The sequence below is a fragment of the Pseudomonas sp. NPDC099000 genome (assembly GCF_044759925.1).
In the GTDB taxonomy this organism is placed as follows: Bacteria; Pseudomonadota; Gammaproteobacteria; order Pseudomonadales; family Pseudomonadaceae; genus Aquipseudomonas.
In genome coordinates this window covers 251,976-268,038 of sequence record NZ_JBIWAF010000002.1, presented here as the reverse complement: position 1 = coordinate 268,038, position 16,063 = coordinate 251,976, and the positions used below count along the sequence as shown (strand labels likewise).

Genomic DNA, 16,063 nt, shown 5'->3' with positions numbered 1-16,063 from the left:
GGATGAAGATTGGTGAATTGGCGCAATTGAGCGGGTTGAACGCGTCACGCATTCGGTTTTACGAGGCTCAAGGCCTGATCCGCCAAGTGGAACGCCTGGCCAACGGCTATCGGCGTTACCCACCGCAAGTCCTGCAAACCCTGAAGATCATCCAGTGTGCGCAGCAGGCCGGGTTCAGCCTCGAAGAGCTGAAGTTGTTGTTGCCGGACACGGTGACAGGCGAGTTCAAGCACGATGAACTGGTGGCGAGCCTGGGACGCAAAGTCGAACAGATCGAAGCGATGCAACTGCACCTGGCGCAAAGCAAGGCGCAGCTGCTGGGGTTGATCGAAAACATCCAGGCACGGCCCGAAGGAATGGCCTGCGGTGAGAATGCCGAGCGGGTGCTGGCGTCGATCAAGCATTAGTTCTGACCGAGGCAGTTATCGCCAAACGCCTTGTAACGCAGGACATGGGTGGTGCCCGCAGTATCAATGTAGGTCATCTCCCGCGGGAGGGGGCCGCAACCATCGCTGCTGGTCATGTTGAGCACTTTGGCGATGTCGAGCGGTGTCGAATACTTGTAGTCCTCGACTTTCGGCGTGCTGGAATTGTCGACGGAAGCGGCCGCTGCAACACCGCTCAGACTGATAAGAAACAGGGCGGACAGAATGCGTTTCATGATGGGGCTCTCGTAGTGGCTACTGAACGATTTCAGTGGCAGTACGACGAGCCCCGTTGGGGTTTATTCCAGGCTCAGGGAAAAACTTTTCGGTGCCGGGATCGGATTGCGCATCAGCGTGCCGACCACCAGCGCCCCGAGCAAGGCCAGCAAACCGGCAACCAGAAGCAGCAGGCTGAAGCCGCCGACGAAGGCCTGACGCGCCAGTGGCTCGACCAACGCACGCGCGGTTTCCGGCAGCAGGTTCATCGCCGCTGTCATGTCACCGGCGACCACCCGTGAGGCAATGCCCTGGCTCTGGCTGAGCCATTGCGTGCCCTGCGTCGACAGGCTGGTGCGCAACAGCCATTCGGCATGGCTGGACAGCAACGCACCGAAGACACCGATGGCCAGCACGATCGCGCTGAAACGCATGGTGGTGCTCATGCCCGAGGCCATGCCGGTTCGCTCGCGGGGGACGCAGGCCATGATGTTTTTTTGCGTGTCGCCATTGAGCAAGCCGGCCCCGGCGCCCGTCACGGCAATGGCCAGGGCGAAGGGCAGGTAGCCGCCGCTGATGACGGCCCAGGCGCTGAGCAGGTTGCCGCTGCCGACCAGCGTCAAACCCGCCGCCATCAGCGTCGCAGGGGCAAAACGATGGGCAAGGCGAGCGCCGATGCGCGGGCAAATCAACATGGTCACGGCAAACGGCAACATCCCCAGCCCCGAAGCGATGGCCGAGAAGCCCAGGCCGTTTTGCAGGTAGAACGGCAGCAACGTCATCATCACCTGGGCGCAACCGGCATAGGCAAACATGCCGAGCAGGGCGCCGATAAAACGCGGATGCTTGAACAATTGCAGGTCGACCATCGGTCGCTGCTGCATCCGTTCAATCAGCACAAACAACCCCAACAGCAGCGCGCCACCAATTAGCCGGGCATAGGTGAGCGGGTTGCTCCAGCCGATCCGGTTGGCTTCGATCAAGCCCCAGATCAGGCACAGCAAACTCGCACTGAACGCCAGGCTGCCCCAGGGATCGAGGCGTGCCGACTGGGTGTCCCTGGATTCCGGCACGGCGCGCCAGACCATGAACATCAAGAACGCGCCCACCGGCAAGTTGAGGTAGAAGATCCAGCGCCAACCGACATATTCAGTGATCAGCCCGCCGACCGTCGGCGCAGCGGTCATCGCCACGCCCATGCACGCGCCCCAGAACGCCCAGGCCTTGGCCCGTTCGACTTCATCGTGAAAGGTGTGGCCGATGGAGGCCAGGGCCGACGTCAACAACAATGCCGCGCCGACACCCTTGACCGCCCGCGCGATGTCGAGGAACAACGCAGTGGGCGCCGCGCCGCAACCGATGGAGGCAAGGATGAAAATACCCAGGCCCCAGAGCAGGGTTTTCTGCCGGCCAAAGCGATCGGCGATGCTCCCGGCGGGCAGCAACAAGGCGGCAAACGCCAGCATGTAGGCGCTGACCACCCATTCAATGTCGGCAAAGTTCGCGCCCAGATCCCGCGCGATGGTCGGCAGGGTGACGGCGACGATGTTGGTGTCGAGCACGATCAGCGAGCACACGCCGGAAGCCGTCAGCAGTGTCAGACGTGGACTGACCCGACTCATGGCGTGATTGCCTTTTGGGCAAGATCGTTGGCCGCAGCCGCGGAATGAGGTTTGACGTGCATGACGTTGGCTCTCTACTGTGATTGGTAATGAGCTTATCGCGATCGATTGTCGGCTTTGTTAGCCAGGCATCGGGACTTCATTACCTTTGAGCTAATGCACCCATGGACATACGGCATTTCCGCTACTTTCTGGCCGTTGCCCGGCAAGGCAACTTTACCCGCGCCGCCGAGCAACTCGGTATCGCGCCGCCGACGTTGACTCGACAGATCCAGGACATGGAGAACGAACTCGGCACGCGACTGTTCGTGCGCCAGACCCGTGAAGTCAGCCTGACCGAGGCCGGTGCCGCGTTAATGATCGAAGCCGAGGCGACGGTGCGGCAATTCGAATACGCCCAGCACAACGCCCAGCGGGCCGGACGCGGGGATATTGGTCATATCGAACTCGGTTACGTGGCGTCGGCGGTGTACTCGGGGGTGCTGCAAAGACAGGTGCAGGCTTTCAGTCACGAGTGCCCGGATGTCAGCTTGAATGTTCGGGAAAGCCCCATGGCGTCATTGCCGGCCATGGTGGTCGAGGGGCGATTCGATATTGGTTATGTCCGCTCACCGATGACCCTGCCTGAGGGGTTGGAAGCCGTTCGCCTGGATGCAGAAGGCTTTGTGCTGGCGCTGTCCACCGAGTCCTGGTTGTGCCGGCTGCCGGAGATTGCTGCGGAGCATTTGCAAAACGAGACGTTTATTCTGCCGGAGCAAATGAGCGGTACTTTGCAAGTCGCCGCCGAGGGCGGGTTTTCACCGAAACTGGGCGCGCAACCGGGCGGACTGGTGGCGGTGATTGCGCTGGTGTCGTTGGGGCAGGGCGTGGCGGTCGTGCCGGAGTCGGTGGTCGGGCATGTCGGGTTGCCCGGCGTGTTGTACCGCACGATCAAGGGCTACGAGGCGACGTCCTGGTTGTCGTTGATTCATCGGCGGTTCGAGAAGTCGGCGGCGGTGGCTCGGTACATCGAGCAAGTGAAAAATCACTAAGGGCAAAAGCTTCGTCGGAACGCCGCCCGGAGCAGACTCGCACATTGGATCGTCAGTGTTCACAAGATCCCTGTGGGAGCGGGCTTGCTCGCGAAAGCAATCTATCAAACACAACAAATGCCACGGGTTACCAACAAACCCGCCGATTCAACCGTCGAGTGGAGCGAGGCACAGTGCACAGCCGGCGGAAGGTCTGTCGCAGCCAGGCAAGATTGTGTGTCGGCTTACGCTTCACCCTTGCCGGTTTCACCTTGCCAATGTGCCTGGCGAAATCCTCCTTTAACGTTTCCTCAGTCCCAATCCCCTTGAGCTTCTTCTGCAGTTTCCCCTCCTTGTAAAACAACACAGTCGGTGTCCCGGTAACATTTGGGTGTCGAGGCGATTGAGCCGTGTCCAGCATGTAGATGTGCGCGTGATGCCGATAAGTCTCGGCAATCTGACGAAAGATCGGCCCGGCCATTTCGCAGGCCGGACAGTGCTGGCTGCCGAAGTACAAAATCACTGGGCGCCAGGTTTTCAGCGCCTTGCGATAGACCGGGGCTAGTGTGTTTTGGCCGGTTGCGGAGCGCATAGAAACCTCCTTTTTTCACTTTGCGATAAGAGTCTGTCGACGGTAAAGGAGCGGAGGCGGTGGGTCTACTGTCAGAAATTACAGGTGGATTTTCCTACGGTTTTCAGGAATCGACTTACCGGGCTGTAGGATCAGACCGACAGCAATCACGGAAAGCCAGAAGTACGTAACGTGATACTTTTTTCCTTCCGTCAATGAAGGCGGTCATGGACTGGGAAAGGGTTGCTAAAACAATGAGTGAGAATCTGGAATGCAAGATAAATCCTCGAATTGATAGGCAACAGAAGACATGTGGTGGACGCCATCTTTATGCCAAAAGAATAGAGGCGGAGATGCTTTGGAGTGCTATTTTGAGCACTTCTAAAAGCACCCTAAGGAATAACTTGATGACACATATCGTGCTTTCGCAGGTGGTGGCCAGCATCTCTGAGCTGAAAAAAAACCCGATGGGCACAGTCGCTGCTGGCGGTGGACTGTCTGTCGCAATTCTTAACCGCAACGAACCGGCTTTTTATTGTGTTCCTGCCAGAGAATACGAAGCTCTGATGAATCGTCTAGAGGATCTGGAACTGCTTGCTCTTTGTAAAGAACGGGAAAATGACCCGACCATTAAGGTTTCGATTGATGACCTATGACCTATGAGCTGGAGTTTTCTGAAAAAGCCTGGAAGGAATGGAAAAAGCTTGGCGTAAATCTGAAGGATCAGTTCAAAAAGAAGCTTCAAAAGCGCCTTTTAAACCCACACGTTCCCGCAGACCGTCTCAAAGGGCTTGGAAACGCTTACAAAATCAAGCTGACAAGTGCCGGGTATCGATTGGTATACCGCGTTAAAGATGAGGTGTTGGTAGTGACGGTGATAGCGGTGGGGAAAAGAGAGCGGGGTGAAGTTTACAAAGACGCAGCCACTCGCTGAACGCTCTGGCTAAACCCATTTGCTCAGTACCGTTTTTAATGGCACACCGCACCGAGTTCACCCGTCAAACGCCCCAATTGTGAACCACCTACCCGCACGTTGTAGCCAACGGTAGCGTTCGTTCACTCGTGCATTTGGTATCGCCCGTTTTTCATTTTCGTCCATCCATCTGATTCAAAACACTTTTCAATCTCTCCACCACACCCCCCACAACCTGTGGCACACTTTCTGCTGTCTATTCCGTTGTTACATACCAATGTCCGTTATAGCGGAATAAACATCACCCTGGAGTGCTTGCCATGCATCGCCGACCTTCCTTGTTTAAAGCGTGTATTTTTCTTGTCGCCGCTTCGGCTGCTGCCATGGGTGTGGCCCAGGCGGCGGACAGCAAGCTCGATAGCGTGCTGGCCCGCGGCAAACTGATTGTGGGCACGGGCAGTACCAATGCGCCGTGGCACTTCCAGGGAGCGGATGGCAAGTTGCAAGGATTTGATATCGATATCGGGCGCATGATCGCCAAGGGCTTGTTCAACGACCCGACCAAGGTCGAGTTCGTCGTGCAGTCGTCCGATGCGCGGATTCCCAACCTGCTGACGGACAAGGTCGACATCAGTTGCCAGTTCATCACCGTGACCGCCAGCCGTGCCCAGCAAGTGGCGTTCACCCTGCCGTACTACCGCGAAGGCGTCGGCCTGCTGCTGCCGGCCAACAGCAAGTACAAGGAAATCGAAGACCTCAAAGCGGCGAACGACAGCGTCACCGTGGCGGTGCTGCAGAACGTGTACGCCGAAGAACTGGTGCATCAGGCACTGCCTAAAGCCAAGGTCGATCAGTACGACAGCGTGGACCTGATGTATCAGGCCGTGAACTCCGGCCGTGCCGACGCCGCCGCAACCGATCAATCATCGGTGAAATACCTGATGGTGCAGAACCCTGGCCGCTATCGCAGCCCGGCCTACGCCTGGAGCCCGCAGACTTACGCCTGCGCGGTCAAACGCGGCGATCAGGACTGGCTGAACTTCGTCAACACCACCCTGCATGAAGCCATGACCGGCGTTGAGTTCCCGACTTACGCGGCGTCGTTCAAGCAGTGGTTTGGTGTCGACCTGCCGTCGCCAGCCATCGGTTTCCCTGTCGAATTCAAATGATCCCGTGAGAGCGGGGCGCCGATGACGCGCCCCGTTCAAGGTATTGCTTACCATGAACTATCAGTTGAATTTTGCCGCCGTGTGGCGCGACTTCGACACCTTGCTGGCGGGGCTCGGTCTGGGCCTTGAGCTGGCGCTGGTGTCGATCGCCATCGGTTGCGTGATCGGCCTGATGATGGCGTTTGCTTTGCTGTCAAAGCACCGCGCGTTGCGGGTGCTGGCGTCGGTGTATGTGACGGTGATCCGCAATACGCCGATTCTGGTGTTGATACTGTTGATCTACTTCGCCTTGCCGAGCCTGGGGATCCGTCTGGACAAGATCCCGTCGTTCATCATCACCCTGTCGCTCTATGCCGGGGCGTACCTGACTGAAGTGTTCCGCGGCGGGTTGTTGAGCATTCCCAAGGGGCAGCGTGAAGCCGGTTTGGCCATCGGTCTCGGCGAGTGGCAGGTCAAGGCCTACGTCACCGTGCCGGTGATGTTGCGCAATGTGCTGCCGGCCTTGTCGAACAACTTCATTTCGCTGTTCAAGGACACCTCGCTGGCCGCCGCGATTGCGGTGCCGGAGCTGACCTATTACGCGCGCAAGATCAATGTCGAGAGCTACCGGGTGATCGAAACCTGGCTGGTGACCACAGCGCTCTATGTTGCGGCCTGTTACCTCATTGCCTTGATGCTGCGTTACCTCGAGCAGCGTCTGGCAATCCGCCGATAGGAGGCCCCCATGTACGAATCACCCAGTTGGTTGCATGAGTTATGGGTTGCCCGCGAAGTGTTGTGGCAAGGCTTTTTGACCAGTGTGCAGGTCTCGGCCCTGGCGATTTTGCTGGGCACGCTGGTCGGCATTGTCACCGGCCTGGTGCTGACCTACGGCAAGTTCTGGATGCGCGCGCCGTTCCGGTTTTATGTGGACATTATTCGCGGCACGCCGGTGTTTGTGCTGGTGCTGGCCTGCTTTTACATGGCGCCCGCATTGGGCTGGCAGATCAGTGCGTTTCAGGCCGGCGCCTTGGGGCTGACGCTGTTTTGCGGCTCCCACGTGGCGGAGATTGTGCGCGGCGCTTTGCAAGCGTTGCCCAGTGGCCAGATGGAAGCAAGCAAGGCCATCGGCCTGACGTTTTATCAATCCCTCGGTTACGTGTTGTTGCCCCAGGCGTTGCGGCAGATCCTGCCGACCTGGGTCAACTCCTCCACGGAAATCGTCAAGGCCTCGACCTTGCTGTCGGTCATCGGTGTGGCGGAATTGCTGCTCAGCACCCAGCAGATCATCGCCCGTACCTTCATGACGCTGGAGTTTTACCTGTTCGCCGGATTTCTGTTTTTTGTCATCAACTACGCCATCGAATTACTCGGCCGGCACATTGAAAAGCGGGTGGCCTTGCCATGACTCAACCTCAAGTTTCGACACAAAACCAGGCCCTGCTGGACATTCGTGGCCTGCACAAACAGTACGGCAAGCTTGAAGTGCTCAAGGGCGTCGACTTGACCATGCAGCGTGGCAACGTGGTCACGCTGATCGGCTCCAGCGGTTCGGGCAAGACCACACTGTTGCGTTGCGTGAACATGCTCGAAGAGTTCCAGGGCGGGCAGATCGTGCTCGATGGCGAGTCCATCGGTTATGACGAGGTCAACGGCAAGCGCGTGCGTCACGCGGAAAAAGTCATCGCTCGGCATCGGGCAATGACCGGCATGGCGTTCCAGCAGTTCAACCTGTTCCCGCACCTGACCGCGTTGCAGAACGTCACCCTTGGCTTGCTCAAGGTGAAAAAACTGCACAAGGACGAAGCCGTGGCGCTGGCGGAGAAATGGCTGGAGCGGGTTGGTCTGCTGGAACGCCGTGATCACTATCCCGGCCAGTTGTCCGGCGGTCAGCAACAGCGTGTGGCGATTGCCCGGGCGATTGCGATGAACCCGAGCCTGATGCTGTTCGACGAAGTGACCTCGGCCCTCGACCCGGAACTGGTCGGTGAAGTGCTGAACGTGATCAAGGGTCTGGCCGACGAAGGCATGACCATGTTGCTGGTCACCCACGAGATGCGTTTTGCCTTCGAAGTTTCGGACAAGATCGTTTTCATGAACCAGGGGCGGATCGAAGAGCAGGGGCCTCCCAAGGAACTGTTCGAACGCCCGCAATCGCCGCGTCTGGCTGAATTTCTCAAGAACACGCGGTTTTAAACATCCCTTTTCAATCAGGAGAAACACTCATGAGCATTACTCGTTACGGCACCGGCAGCACCGCCGGTGGCGGCCAGCCCCGTCCTTTCGCCCGCGCCGTTGAAGCCGATGGCTGGCTGCATGTGTCCGGCCAGGTGCCGGCGCTGGATGGCGAAATCATTGTGGGTGGCATCGTCGAGCAGACTCACCAGACCATGAAGAACCTGATCGCCATCCTCGAAGAAGCCGGTTATGGCCTTGAAGATGTGGTGCGTGCCGGCGTGTGGCTGGAAGACCCGCGGGATTTCTGGAGTTTCAACAAGGTGTTTTCCGAGTACTTCAAAAGCGAACACGCACCGGCCCGGGCCTGTGTGCAGGCGAACATGATGGTCGACTGCAAGGTCGAGATTGACTGCATCGCGTACAAGAAAAAGGCCTGAGATTTGCGGTGACTTCTTCGCGGGCAAGCCTCGCTCCTACATGAGACCGCATTCACCTGTAGGAGCGAGGCTTGCCCGCGAAGGCGCCCTAACAGTCACCACCACACTCTGGTTAAACTCCCGGCACTTTGTATGGGAACCACTGACATGACCGAAGACACCATCAAGCGCCGGGCTCGCGGTCTGGACCGGGCGTTCGATATCCTCGATTTCCTCAAGGAAGTCGGCAAACCGCTGCGCCCGAATGAAATCGCCAGCGGCATCGACAGCCCGAAATCGACGATCTACGAACTGGTCGCTTCCCTGCTGGAACGACGCATTCTCGAGCCCGTGGGCAAGGACGGTCACGTCTACCTCGGCCGTCAGCTGTACTTCCTCGGGCAAGCGCATTTGCGTCATTTCGACCTGACACGCGAGGCCGATCACGCCTTGCAGGAAATCGTCAGCCAGACCCATGAAACCGCGCAGATGTGCCTGCTCAACGGGCGCAAATACACCGTGGCGTTGATGAAAGAGGGCGAGCGGCATTTCCGCATTTCCTCGGACATCGGCGAGAACGCACCGATCCCCTGGACCGCGTCCGGGCGCCTGCTGCTGGCGCACTTGAGCGATCAGGAGATCGTCGACCTGATCGACCACGACGACTTCATCATGCCCGACGGCGAACGCCTGCCGCTGGAGCAGTTCCTCAAGGAAATCCGTCAGGCCGGCATCGATGGTTTTTTCTCTTTCGACAGCGTCGCCGACACCTTCACCCATTGCTTCGCCGCCCCGGTCAAAGACCCGAGCGGCGTGGCCATTGCGACCCTGTGCATCGTCGCCCCACGGGACGACGCCAAGAACAATTACAACGACTATCGCCGAGTGCTGATCGACAGCGCCAATAGCCTGGCCCGGCGTATCAACGAATAACAGCGGCTGCCTGCAGCCGCGAATGTGAGGAGTTCGACCATGTCTTCTGCCCAAAACACTGCCGCCGTGGAAAAGGGCTTTGCCCAGACCGGCGCCAACCTGGTCCGTGACGTCAGCCTGCCTGCGCTGGTGCTGCACCGCGAAGCGCTGGAGCACAACATTCGCTGGATGCAGACGTTTGTCAGTAACAGCGGCGCCGAACTCGCGCCCCACGGCAAAACCAGCATGACGCCTGCGCTGTTCCGTCGCCAACTGGATGCCGGCGCCTGGGGCATCACCCTGGCCAGCGCCACGCAAACCCGCGCGGCCTACGCCCATGGCGTGCGTCGGGTGCTGATGGCCAACCAATTGGTCGGTACGCCGAACATGGCGCTGATCGCCGATTTGCTGGCGGACCCGACGTTCGACTTCCATTGCATGGTCGATCACCCGGATAACGTCGCTGACCTGGGCGCGTATTTCGCCTCGCGCGGTGTACGCCTGAACGTGATGATCGAGTACGGCGTGGTCGGCGGTCGTTGCGGTTGCCGCACTGAAGAGGAAGTAATCGCGCTAGCCAAAGCCATCAACGCCCAACCGGCGCTGGCGCTGACCGGCATCGAAGGCTACGAAGGCGTGATCCACGGTGATCATGCGGTAACGGGTATTCGTGAATTCGCTGCCTCCCTGGTGCGCCTGGCTGTCCAGTTGCAGGACAGCGGGGCCTTTGCGATTCCCAAGCCGATCATTACCGCGTCGGGTTCGGCCTGGTACGACTTGATCGCCGAATCCTTCGAAGAGCAGAACGCCGGTGGACGTTTCCTCAGCGTGCTGCGTCCCGGCAGCTACGTGGCTCACGACCATGGCATCTACAAGGAAGCGCAATGCTGCGTGCTCGACCGCCGCAGCGATCTGCATGAAGGCCTGCGCCCGGCACTGGAAGTCTGGGCACATGTGCAGTCGTTGCCGGAGCCGGGTTTCGCGGTGATCGCCCTGGGTAAGCGCGACGTGGCCTACGACGCCGGTTTGCCGGTGCCGCTGCTGCGTTACAAGGCGGGCGTGGTGCCGGCGAACGGCGACGATGTCAGCGCCTGCAAAGTGACGGCGGTGATGGACCAGCACGCGTTCATGACCGTGGCACCGGGGGTTGAGTTGCGCGTGGGTGACATCATTTCGTTCGGTACGTCGCACCCGTGCCTGACGTTTGACAAGTGGCGCACGGGGTGTCTGGTGGATGAGCAACTGAACGTCATCGAGACTATGGAAACCTGTTTCTAAGGCTTGAGACCGAGGCGCGGCTATCGCGGGCTTGCCCGCGATGGCGGCGGGTCAGACGACACAGAATCATCAGAGAGCTAGAAGAGCAATGAACACCATCAACACCCTCGGCCCCAACACCCCGCGCATCGCCCTGATCGGCGAGTGCATGATCGAATTGCAACAACGCGCCGACGGCACGCTGCAACAAAGCTTCGGCGGCGATACGTTGAACACCGCAGTCTACCTGTCCCGGGAACTGGGCACGAGCGGCGTCGTCGATTACGTCACCGCGCTGGGCGACGACAGTTTCAGCGATGCCATGTGCCAGACCTGGGCCGACGAAAACATTGGCCTGGGCATGGTCCAGCGCCTGCCCGGTCGACTGCCCGGTTTGTACTGCATCCAGACTGATGCGGCGGGCGAGCGACGTTTCCTCTATTGGCGCAACGAAGCGGCCGTGCGCGACTGCTTCACCACCCCGGCCGCCGCGCCGATCCTGGCCGCGCTGCCGGATTACGACGTGCTGTATTTCAGCGGCATCACCCTGGCGGTGCTCGGCGCGCAAGGTCGGGAGAAGTTGCTGGAAACCCTGATCGAAGCCCGCCAGCGGGATGCGCGGATTGTGTTCGACAACAACTACCGCCCACGCTTGTGGGCCTCAGTCGAAGAGGCGCGGGCGGCTTATCGCAGCGTCTTGCCCTATGTCGATCTGGCGTTGTTGACCGTCGATGACGAGCAGGCGTTGTTTCATTTTTCCGATTGCGAAGCGGTGTTTGCCGCTTATGAGCAGATTGGCACCCCCGAAGTGGTGCTCAAGCGTGGCGCCGAGGCGTGTTTGATTCGCTGTGATGGTGAGTCGTTCGAGGTGCCGGCGCAGAAGGTCGAGCGGGTGGTGGACACCACGGCGGCGGGGGATTCGTTTAGCGCGGCGTATCTGGCCAGTCGGCTCAAGGGCGGGAGTGCGGTTGAAGCGGCTGAGGCGGGGCATCGGTTGGCGAGTCGGGTGATTCAAGTGCCCGGAGCACTGATTCCCAAAACATGACGCAATCTCTATGGTGAGGGGATTCTGTGGCGAGGGGATTTATCCCCGTTGGACTGCGCAGCAGTCCCATTTTTAGGGCCGCTGCGCGACCCAACGGGGATAAATCCCCTCGCCACAGATAATCCCCTCGCCACAGATAAATCCCTTTACCACTCGGGCCCTCAAGCCAACCTAATCAATCCCGGTAAAACACCTGCACCAGGTGATACCCGAACTTGCTCTTGATCGGCCCATGCACCACCCGCAGCGGTTTTTTGAAGATCACCGCATCGATGACCCCGACCATTTGCCCGGGCCGCACTTCACCCAGGTCGCCGCCGCGTTTGCCGGACGGGCAGGTGGAGTATTTCTTGGCCAGCACATCAAAGGCTTCGCCCTTGGCGATGCGTTGTTTGAGCTGCTCGGCTTCTTCCGAGGTTTTCACCAAAATATGACGGGCTTGAGCTTTCATGAGGCATACCTTGCAACGGTGGTGGCTATGTTGGTGTCAGCGGGGGCGCGCGATTATGCCTCAACTCACTCCGGTTAGCCGATCATCGAGCGAATCTTGTTAGCCAGCAGGTCGATGGAAAACGGTTTGGCCACCATGTCCATGCCTTCTTCCAGGAAACCCTGGCGTTCGGCGGCTTTCTCCGCGTAACCGGTCATGAACAGCACCTTGAGTTCAGGGCGGTGCTGACGAGCAATTTCCGCCAGTTGTCGGCCGTTCATCCCCGGCAGGCCCACGTCGGTCACCAACAGATCGACTCGCAGGTCGGACTCCAGCAAGGGCAGGGCGGTCTTCGCATCCTCGGCTTCATGGGCGTGATAACCCAACTCGTTGAGCAGGTCGAGCACCAGCATCCGTACTGCCGGATCATCCTCCACCAGCACCACGGTTTCTCCGGCAATCGCCGCCGGTGCCTCACCCGTCAACGGCAGCAGAACGTATTCCGGTTCCGTTGCGGGCAGCCGTGGCAAATACAAACGAACACTGGTGCCCTTGCCCGGCACACTGAACAGGCTGACATGCCCGCCCGATTGCTGGGCGAAGCCATAAATCATCGACAAGCCCAGGCCAGTGCCCTGGCCAATCGGTTTGGTGGTGAAGAACGGCTCGAAGGCCTTGGCCAGCACCGAGGGCGTCATGCCGCTGCCGTTATCGCTGACGGCAATCATCACGTAATCCCCGGCCTTGACCGATTCCAGCGTGGTGATATCGCTGCCGTCGAGGTAAACGTTGGCGGTTTCGATCAGCAAATCGCCGCCATCGGGCATGGCGTCCCGGGCGTTGATGACGAGGTTGAGCAGAGCGTTTTCCAGTTGACTGACGTCGGTGCTCACCGGCCAGACCTCGTCGGCCAACAGCAGTTTGAGCTCGATGTGATCGCCCTTGGTCCGGCTGAACAAATCTTCCAGGGAGTGCACCAGGTCATTGGCATTCAGCGGTTTGCGGTCCAGCGACTGACGTCGGGAAAACGCCAGCAGGCGATGGGTCAGGGCGGCGGCACGATTGGCCGAGGACACCGCCGCTTCGGTGAAACGGCCAATCTCGGCGGCGCGCCCGTCAGCGATATAGCGCTGCATCAGGTCGAGGCTGCCGATAATCCCGGTCAACATGTTGTTGAAGTCGTGGGCGATGCCGCCGGTCAGTTGCCCGACCGCTTCCATTTTCTGTGCATGGCGCAAGGCGTCTTCCGCGCGCTCGCGCTCGAACATCTCGTTTTGCAGCCGCTGGTTGGCTTCGGCCAGTTGCTGGGTGCGGGCGGCAACCCGTTCCTCAAGGGTTTCATTGAGATTGCGCAGGGCTTCTTCGGTCTGTTTGCGCTCGGTTTCGTCGATCACGAAGATGTAGAAGCCATTCACCGCACCATCCGCGCCGTGACGTGGCAGGTAGTTCATCAGCGCATGCCGGGTGCTGCCATCACGGTGGGGGGCATCAATGCTGAAACAGCAGGGCTTGCCGCTCAGCGCCTCGGCAATGTGCTCGGCGCGCAGGGCATAGGCGTCCTCGCCAAGCACTTCAAGAATGGTGCGGCCGTACAGTTCCTGAGGTGTCAATCCGTACCAGTCGAGGTAAGCGGCGTTGTTCAGGCGAAACCGCTCTTCGCGGTCGACATAACTGATCAGGATCGGCATGGCGTTGATGATCAGTTGCAGCTCGGTCTGGCTCTGGCGCAAGGCCTGCTCGGTGTGTTTGCGCTCAGTGAGGTCCAGTGCGGCGCCGAGGAAACGGATCGGCCGGCCATGGTGGTCCTTGTAGCAGCGACCGCGAGCAAACACCCAGCGCAACTGGCCGTCGGGTTGCAGCAAGCGATATTCCTCGGCGTACTCGGTGCCGTGCGTGATGCAGTGTTTGATACTGCGGGTAATCGTCCCACGGTCTTGCGGGTGCACGCCGTGAAGGTATTCGCTGATCGGCAGCTGACTGGCCAAGGCCGGATCGATGCCGTGCAATTGCGCGAAATGCGCATCGGCGATGAAGCGGTCTTCGCCGATGTCCCAATCCCAGGTGCCGACAGCGTCGGTGGCCGCCAGCGCCAGTTGCAGACGCTGTTCGGTTTCGTGCTGGGCCTTGAGGCTGGCGGCCGAGCGCTGTTCCAGTTCCAGCGCGATACGGCGGCGTTCATTGGTTTCGATGGCGGTGACCAGAATGCCGGCGACCTGAGCGTTTTCATCGCGGATCGGACTGTAGGTCAGGTCCAGCCAGAAGTCGGAATCACCCTCGCCACGCTGCAAGGTAAAGCGTTGTTCGCTGTAGGTTCGCACTTGGCCCTGTAGGACGGCGCTGTAAATGGGGTCGGTAAAGTCCTGGAGTTCTGGCCAGATCTGGTGCGTCGGTTGTCCGAAAGCGTGTGGATGCTGGCTGCCGGCGAGGAGGGCGAAGCCGTCATTGTAGATCTGCGTGAGTTGCGGCCCCCACAGCAACAGCATCGGCATCGGTGAATGAATCACGATGTCCACGGCGGTGCGCAGGCTCTGTGGCCAGGTACTGGCAGCGCCCAGCGGGGTGCGTGTCCAGTCCAGTCTGGCGATCAAGGCCTGGGCATCGCTGCTCGTCGGTGCTGCGTTCATCAAATTGTCCTGCGCTTAAGTCGGTGTGGCGGCGTCTACTATCCTTGCAGGGCGGTAGACGCTGGATGACCCGCCATGGGTCATTATTTTTTCATTGAATGCTTCGCGGGTGCTTTTTGCCATGGAAATCGATGCACTGTTGCAGATACTGGCTGACCGGAACGGATCCGATCTCTATCTCTCCACCGGCGCGCCACCCAGTGCGCGGTTCGACGGCGTGCTCAAACCGCTGACCGATCAACCGTTCAAACCGGGGGAAGTCGCGGCCATTGCCGAATCCATCATGGACGCCGAACAGCGGCTGGAGTTCGACCGGGAACTGGAGATGAACCTGGCGATCTCCCTGGCGGGGGTCGGGCGCTTTCGGGTCAACATCTTCAAGCAACGTAACGATGTGTCAATCGTGGCACGCAACATCAAGCTCGATATCCCGCGCTTCGAGGACCTAAAACTCCCGGCGGTGCTGCTCGAAACCGTGATGCTCAAGCAAGGCCTGATGCTGTTCGTCGGTGCCACCGATTGCGGCAAGTCTACCTCCCTGGCGGCGCTGATCGATTACCGCAACCGTCACAGCAGTGGCCATATCGTCACCATCGAAGACCCGATCGAGTACATTCACCGGCACAAAAAATCGATCATCAACCAACGTGAGGTCGGCGTCGATACTCGCAGTTTTCATGCTGCCCTGAAAAACACCCTTCGTCAGGCACCGGACGTCGTCTTGATCGGCGAAATCCGCGACCGCGAAACCATGGAGCACGCGCTGGCGTTTGCCGATACAGGCCATCTGGTCATCTCTACATTGCACGCGCACAACGCCAATCAGGCACTGGACCGCATCATCAATTTCTTTCCCGAAGAGCGGCGGACTCAGTTGCTGCATGACCTGGGCAACAACCTCAAGGCATTCGTGTCTCAACGATTGGTGCGTACCCGTGACGGTCAACGCAGGGCGGCGGTAGAAGTAATGTTGGGCACGCCGACCATCGGCGACCTGATAAGGCGTAATGAACTGGACGAACTTAAGAACATCATGGAAAAGTCCGCAGCGTTGGGGATGCAGACCTTCGATGGCGCACTGTATGCACTGGTGGTGGAAGGCGTAATCAGTGAGGAGGAGGCGCTAAAACATGCGGACTCGCTTAGTAATCTGAAGTTACGTCTAAAACTTTATGGCGGTGGCACTTCTACCGTTAATGTGCCCAATGGAGATTGGGGGCTGGTGGATTGATCAGGTTGGTAAAGTAAGTGGTTCTGAAATGTTGTCTTATGGATTTTTGCTGTTTAGTTATTCTG

18 protein-coding genes are annotated in these 16,063 nt (G+C 59.3%); 13 read left to right on the top strand and 5 right to left on the bottom strand.

What is annotated here, in order from left to right:
- The first annotated feature begins 2 nt into the window (after positions 1-2).
- Positions 3-407 carry a MerR family transcriptional regulator gene (locus ACIQV9_RS03470; RefSeq protein ID WP_403098155.1) on the top strand — a complete coding sequence of 135 codons (405 nt, stop codon included), beginning with the start codon at positions 3-5 and terminating at the stop codon, positions 405-407.
- Here the strand turns inward: ACIQV9_RS03470 and ACIQV9_RS03465 are convergent.
- Both ACIQV9_RS03465 and ACIQV9_RS03460 read right to left on the bottom strand, forming a co-directional pair.
- Positions 404-661, bottom strand: coding sequence for a DUF2790 domain-containing protein (locus ACIQV9_RS03465; protein ID WP_403098153.1), 258 nt, complete (start codon positions 659-661; stop codon positions 404-406). The two genes, ACIQV9_RS03470 and ACIQV9_RS03465, sit on opposite strands and share 4 nt — an antisense overlap.
- Before the next feature lie 63 nt (positions 662-724).
- Positions 725-2,263 carry an MFS transporter gene (locus ACIQV9_RS03460; RefSeq protein ID WP_403098151.1) on the bottom strand — a complete coding sequence of 513 codons (1,539 nt, stop codon included), beginning with the start codon at positions 2,261-2,263 and terminating at the stop codon, positions 725-727.
- Positions 2,264-2,427: 164 nt separating this feature from the next.
- Here ACIQV9_RS03460 and ACIQV9_RS03455 point away from each other — a divergent pair, with 164 nt between their 5' ends.
- Positions 2,428-3,294: a LysR family transcriptional regulator gene (locus ACIQV9_RS03455; RefSeq protein WP_403098149.1), complete on the top strand. Its 867-nt coding sequence runs from the start codon at positions 2,428-2,430 to the stop codon at positions 3,292-3,294.
- Positions 3,295-3,421: 127 nt separating this feature from the next.
- Here the strand turns inward: ACIQV9_RS03455 and ACIQV9_RS03450 are convergent, their stop codons facing one another.
- The gene (locus ACIQV9_RS03450) at positions 3,422-3,865 is read right to left on the bottom strand and encodes a thioredoxin family protein (protein WP_403098147.1); all 444 of its coding nucleotides are present in this window, start codon (positions 3,863-3,865) and stop codon (positions 3,422-3,424) included.
- A 386-nt stretch (positions 3,866-4,251) separates the two neighbouring features.
- Between ACIQV9_RS03450 and ACIQV9_RS03445 the strand changes: the two genes are divergently transcribed.
- The 10 genes from ACIQV9_RS03445 to ACIQV9_RS03400 all read left to right on the top strand — a co-directional run bounded on the left by ACIQV9_RS03445 (position 4,252) and on the right by ACIQV9_RS03400 (position 11,713).
- Positions 4,252-4,500, top strand: a complete 249-nt coding sequence (locus ACIQV9_RS03445; protein ID WP_403098589.1) for a type II toxin-antitoxin system Phd/YefM family antitoxin — start codon at positions 4,252-4,254, stop codon at positions 4,498-4,500.
- Positions 4,497-4,778 carry a type II toxin-antitoxin system RelE/ParE family toxin gene (locus tag ACIQV9_RS03440; RefSeq protein ID WP_403098145.1) on the top strand — a complete coding sequence of 94 codons (282 nt, stop codon included), beginning with the start codon at positions 4,497-4,499 and terminating at the stop codon, positions 4,776-4,778. The genes ACIQV9_RS03445 and ACIQV9_RS03440 overlap by 4 nt, the downstream gene beginning before the upstream one ends.
- A gap of 299 nt (positions 4,779-5,077) precedes the next feature.
- Positions 5,078-5,926, top strand: coding sequence for a transporter substrate-binding domain-containing protein (locus tag ACIQV9_RS03435; protein ID WP_403098143.1), 849 nt, complete (start codon positions 5,078-5,080; stop codon positions 5,924-5,926).
- Between the two features lie 52 nt (positions 5,927-5,978).
- Positions 5,979-6,641 carry an amino acid ABC transporter permease gene (locus ACIQV9_RS03430; protein WP_403098141.1) on the top strand — a complete coding sequence of 221 codons (663 nt, stop codon included), beginning with the start codon at positions 5,979-5,981 and terminating at the stop codon, positions 6,639-6,641.
- A 9-nt stretch (positions 6,642-6,650) separates the two neighbouring features.
- A complete protein-coding gene (locus ACIQV9_RS03425) occupies positions 6,651-7,313 on the top strand; it encodes an amino acid ABC transporter permease (protein ID WP_403098139.1) in 663 nt (220 codons plus the stop codon).
- Positions 7,310-8,101: an amino acid ABC transporter ATP-binding protein gene (locus ACIQV9_RS03420; protein ID WP_403098137.1), complete on the top strand. Its 792-nt coding sequence runs from the start codon at positions 7,310-7,312 to the stop codon at positions 8,099-8,101. The genes ACIQV9_RS03425 and ACIQV9_RS03420 overlap by 4 nt, the downstream gene beginning before the upstream one ends.
- A gap of 29 nt (positions 8,102-8,130) precedes the next feature.
- Positions 8,131-8,520 (top strand): RidA family protein, encoded by a 390-nt coding sequence (locus ACIQV9_RS03415; protein WP_403098135.1) that lies wholly within the window; start codon positions 8,131-8,133, stop codon positions 8,518-8,520.
- Between the two features lie 147 nt (positions 8,521-8,667).
- Complete coding sequence (locus tag ACIQV9_RS03410; protein ID WP_403098133.1) at positions 8,668-9,432, top strand: IclR family transcriptional regulator; 765 nt, start codon at positions 8,668-8,670, stop codon at positions 9,430-9,432.
- A gap of 39 nt (positions 9,433-9,471) precedes the next feature.
- Positions 9,472-10,689, top strand: a complete 1,218-nt coding sequence (locus ACIQV9_RS03405; protein ID WP_403098131.1) for an amino acid deaminase — start codon at positions 9,472-9,474, stop codon at positions 10,687-10,689.
- An 88-nt stretch (positions 10,690-10,777) separates the two neighbouring features.
- On the top strand, positions 10,778-11,713 hold the full coding sequence (locus ACIQV9_RS03400; protein WP_403098129.1) for a sugar kinase: 936 nt from the start codon (positions 10,778-10,780) through the stop codon (positions 11,711-11,713).
- A gap of 175 nt (positions 11,714-11,888) precedes the next feature.
- Here ACIQV9_RS03400 and ACIQV9_RS03395 read toward each other — a convergent pair whose 3' ends face one another.
- Together ACIQV9_RS03395 and ACIQV9_RS03390 are read right to left on the bottom strand one after the other, a co-directional pair.
- A complete protein-coding gene (locus tag ACIQV9_RS03395) occupies positions 11,889-12,164 on the bottom strand; it encodes a peptidylprolyl isomerase (protein WP_007898282.1) in 276 nt (91 codons plus the stop codon).
- Between the two features lie 74 nt (positions 12,165-12,238).
- Positions 12,239-14,767, bottom strand: coding sequence for a PAS domain-containing protein (locus tag ACIQV9_RS03390; RefSeq protein WP_403098126.1), 2,529 nt, complete (start codon positions 14,765-14,767; stop codon positions 12,239-12,241).
- A 121-nt stretch (positions 14,768-14,888) separates the two neighbouring features.
- Here ACIQV9_RS03390 and ACIQV9_RS03385 point away from each other — a divergent pair, with 121 nt between their 5' ends.
- The gene (locus ACIQV9_RS03385) at positions 14,889-15,998 is read left to right on the top strand and encodes a PilT/PilU family type 4a pilus ATPase (RefSeq protein WP_403098124.1); all 1,110 of its coding nucleotides are present in this window, start codon (positions 14,889-14,891) and stop codon (positions 15,996-15,998) included.
- The last annotated feature ends 65 nt before the right edge of the window (positions 15,999-16,063 follow it).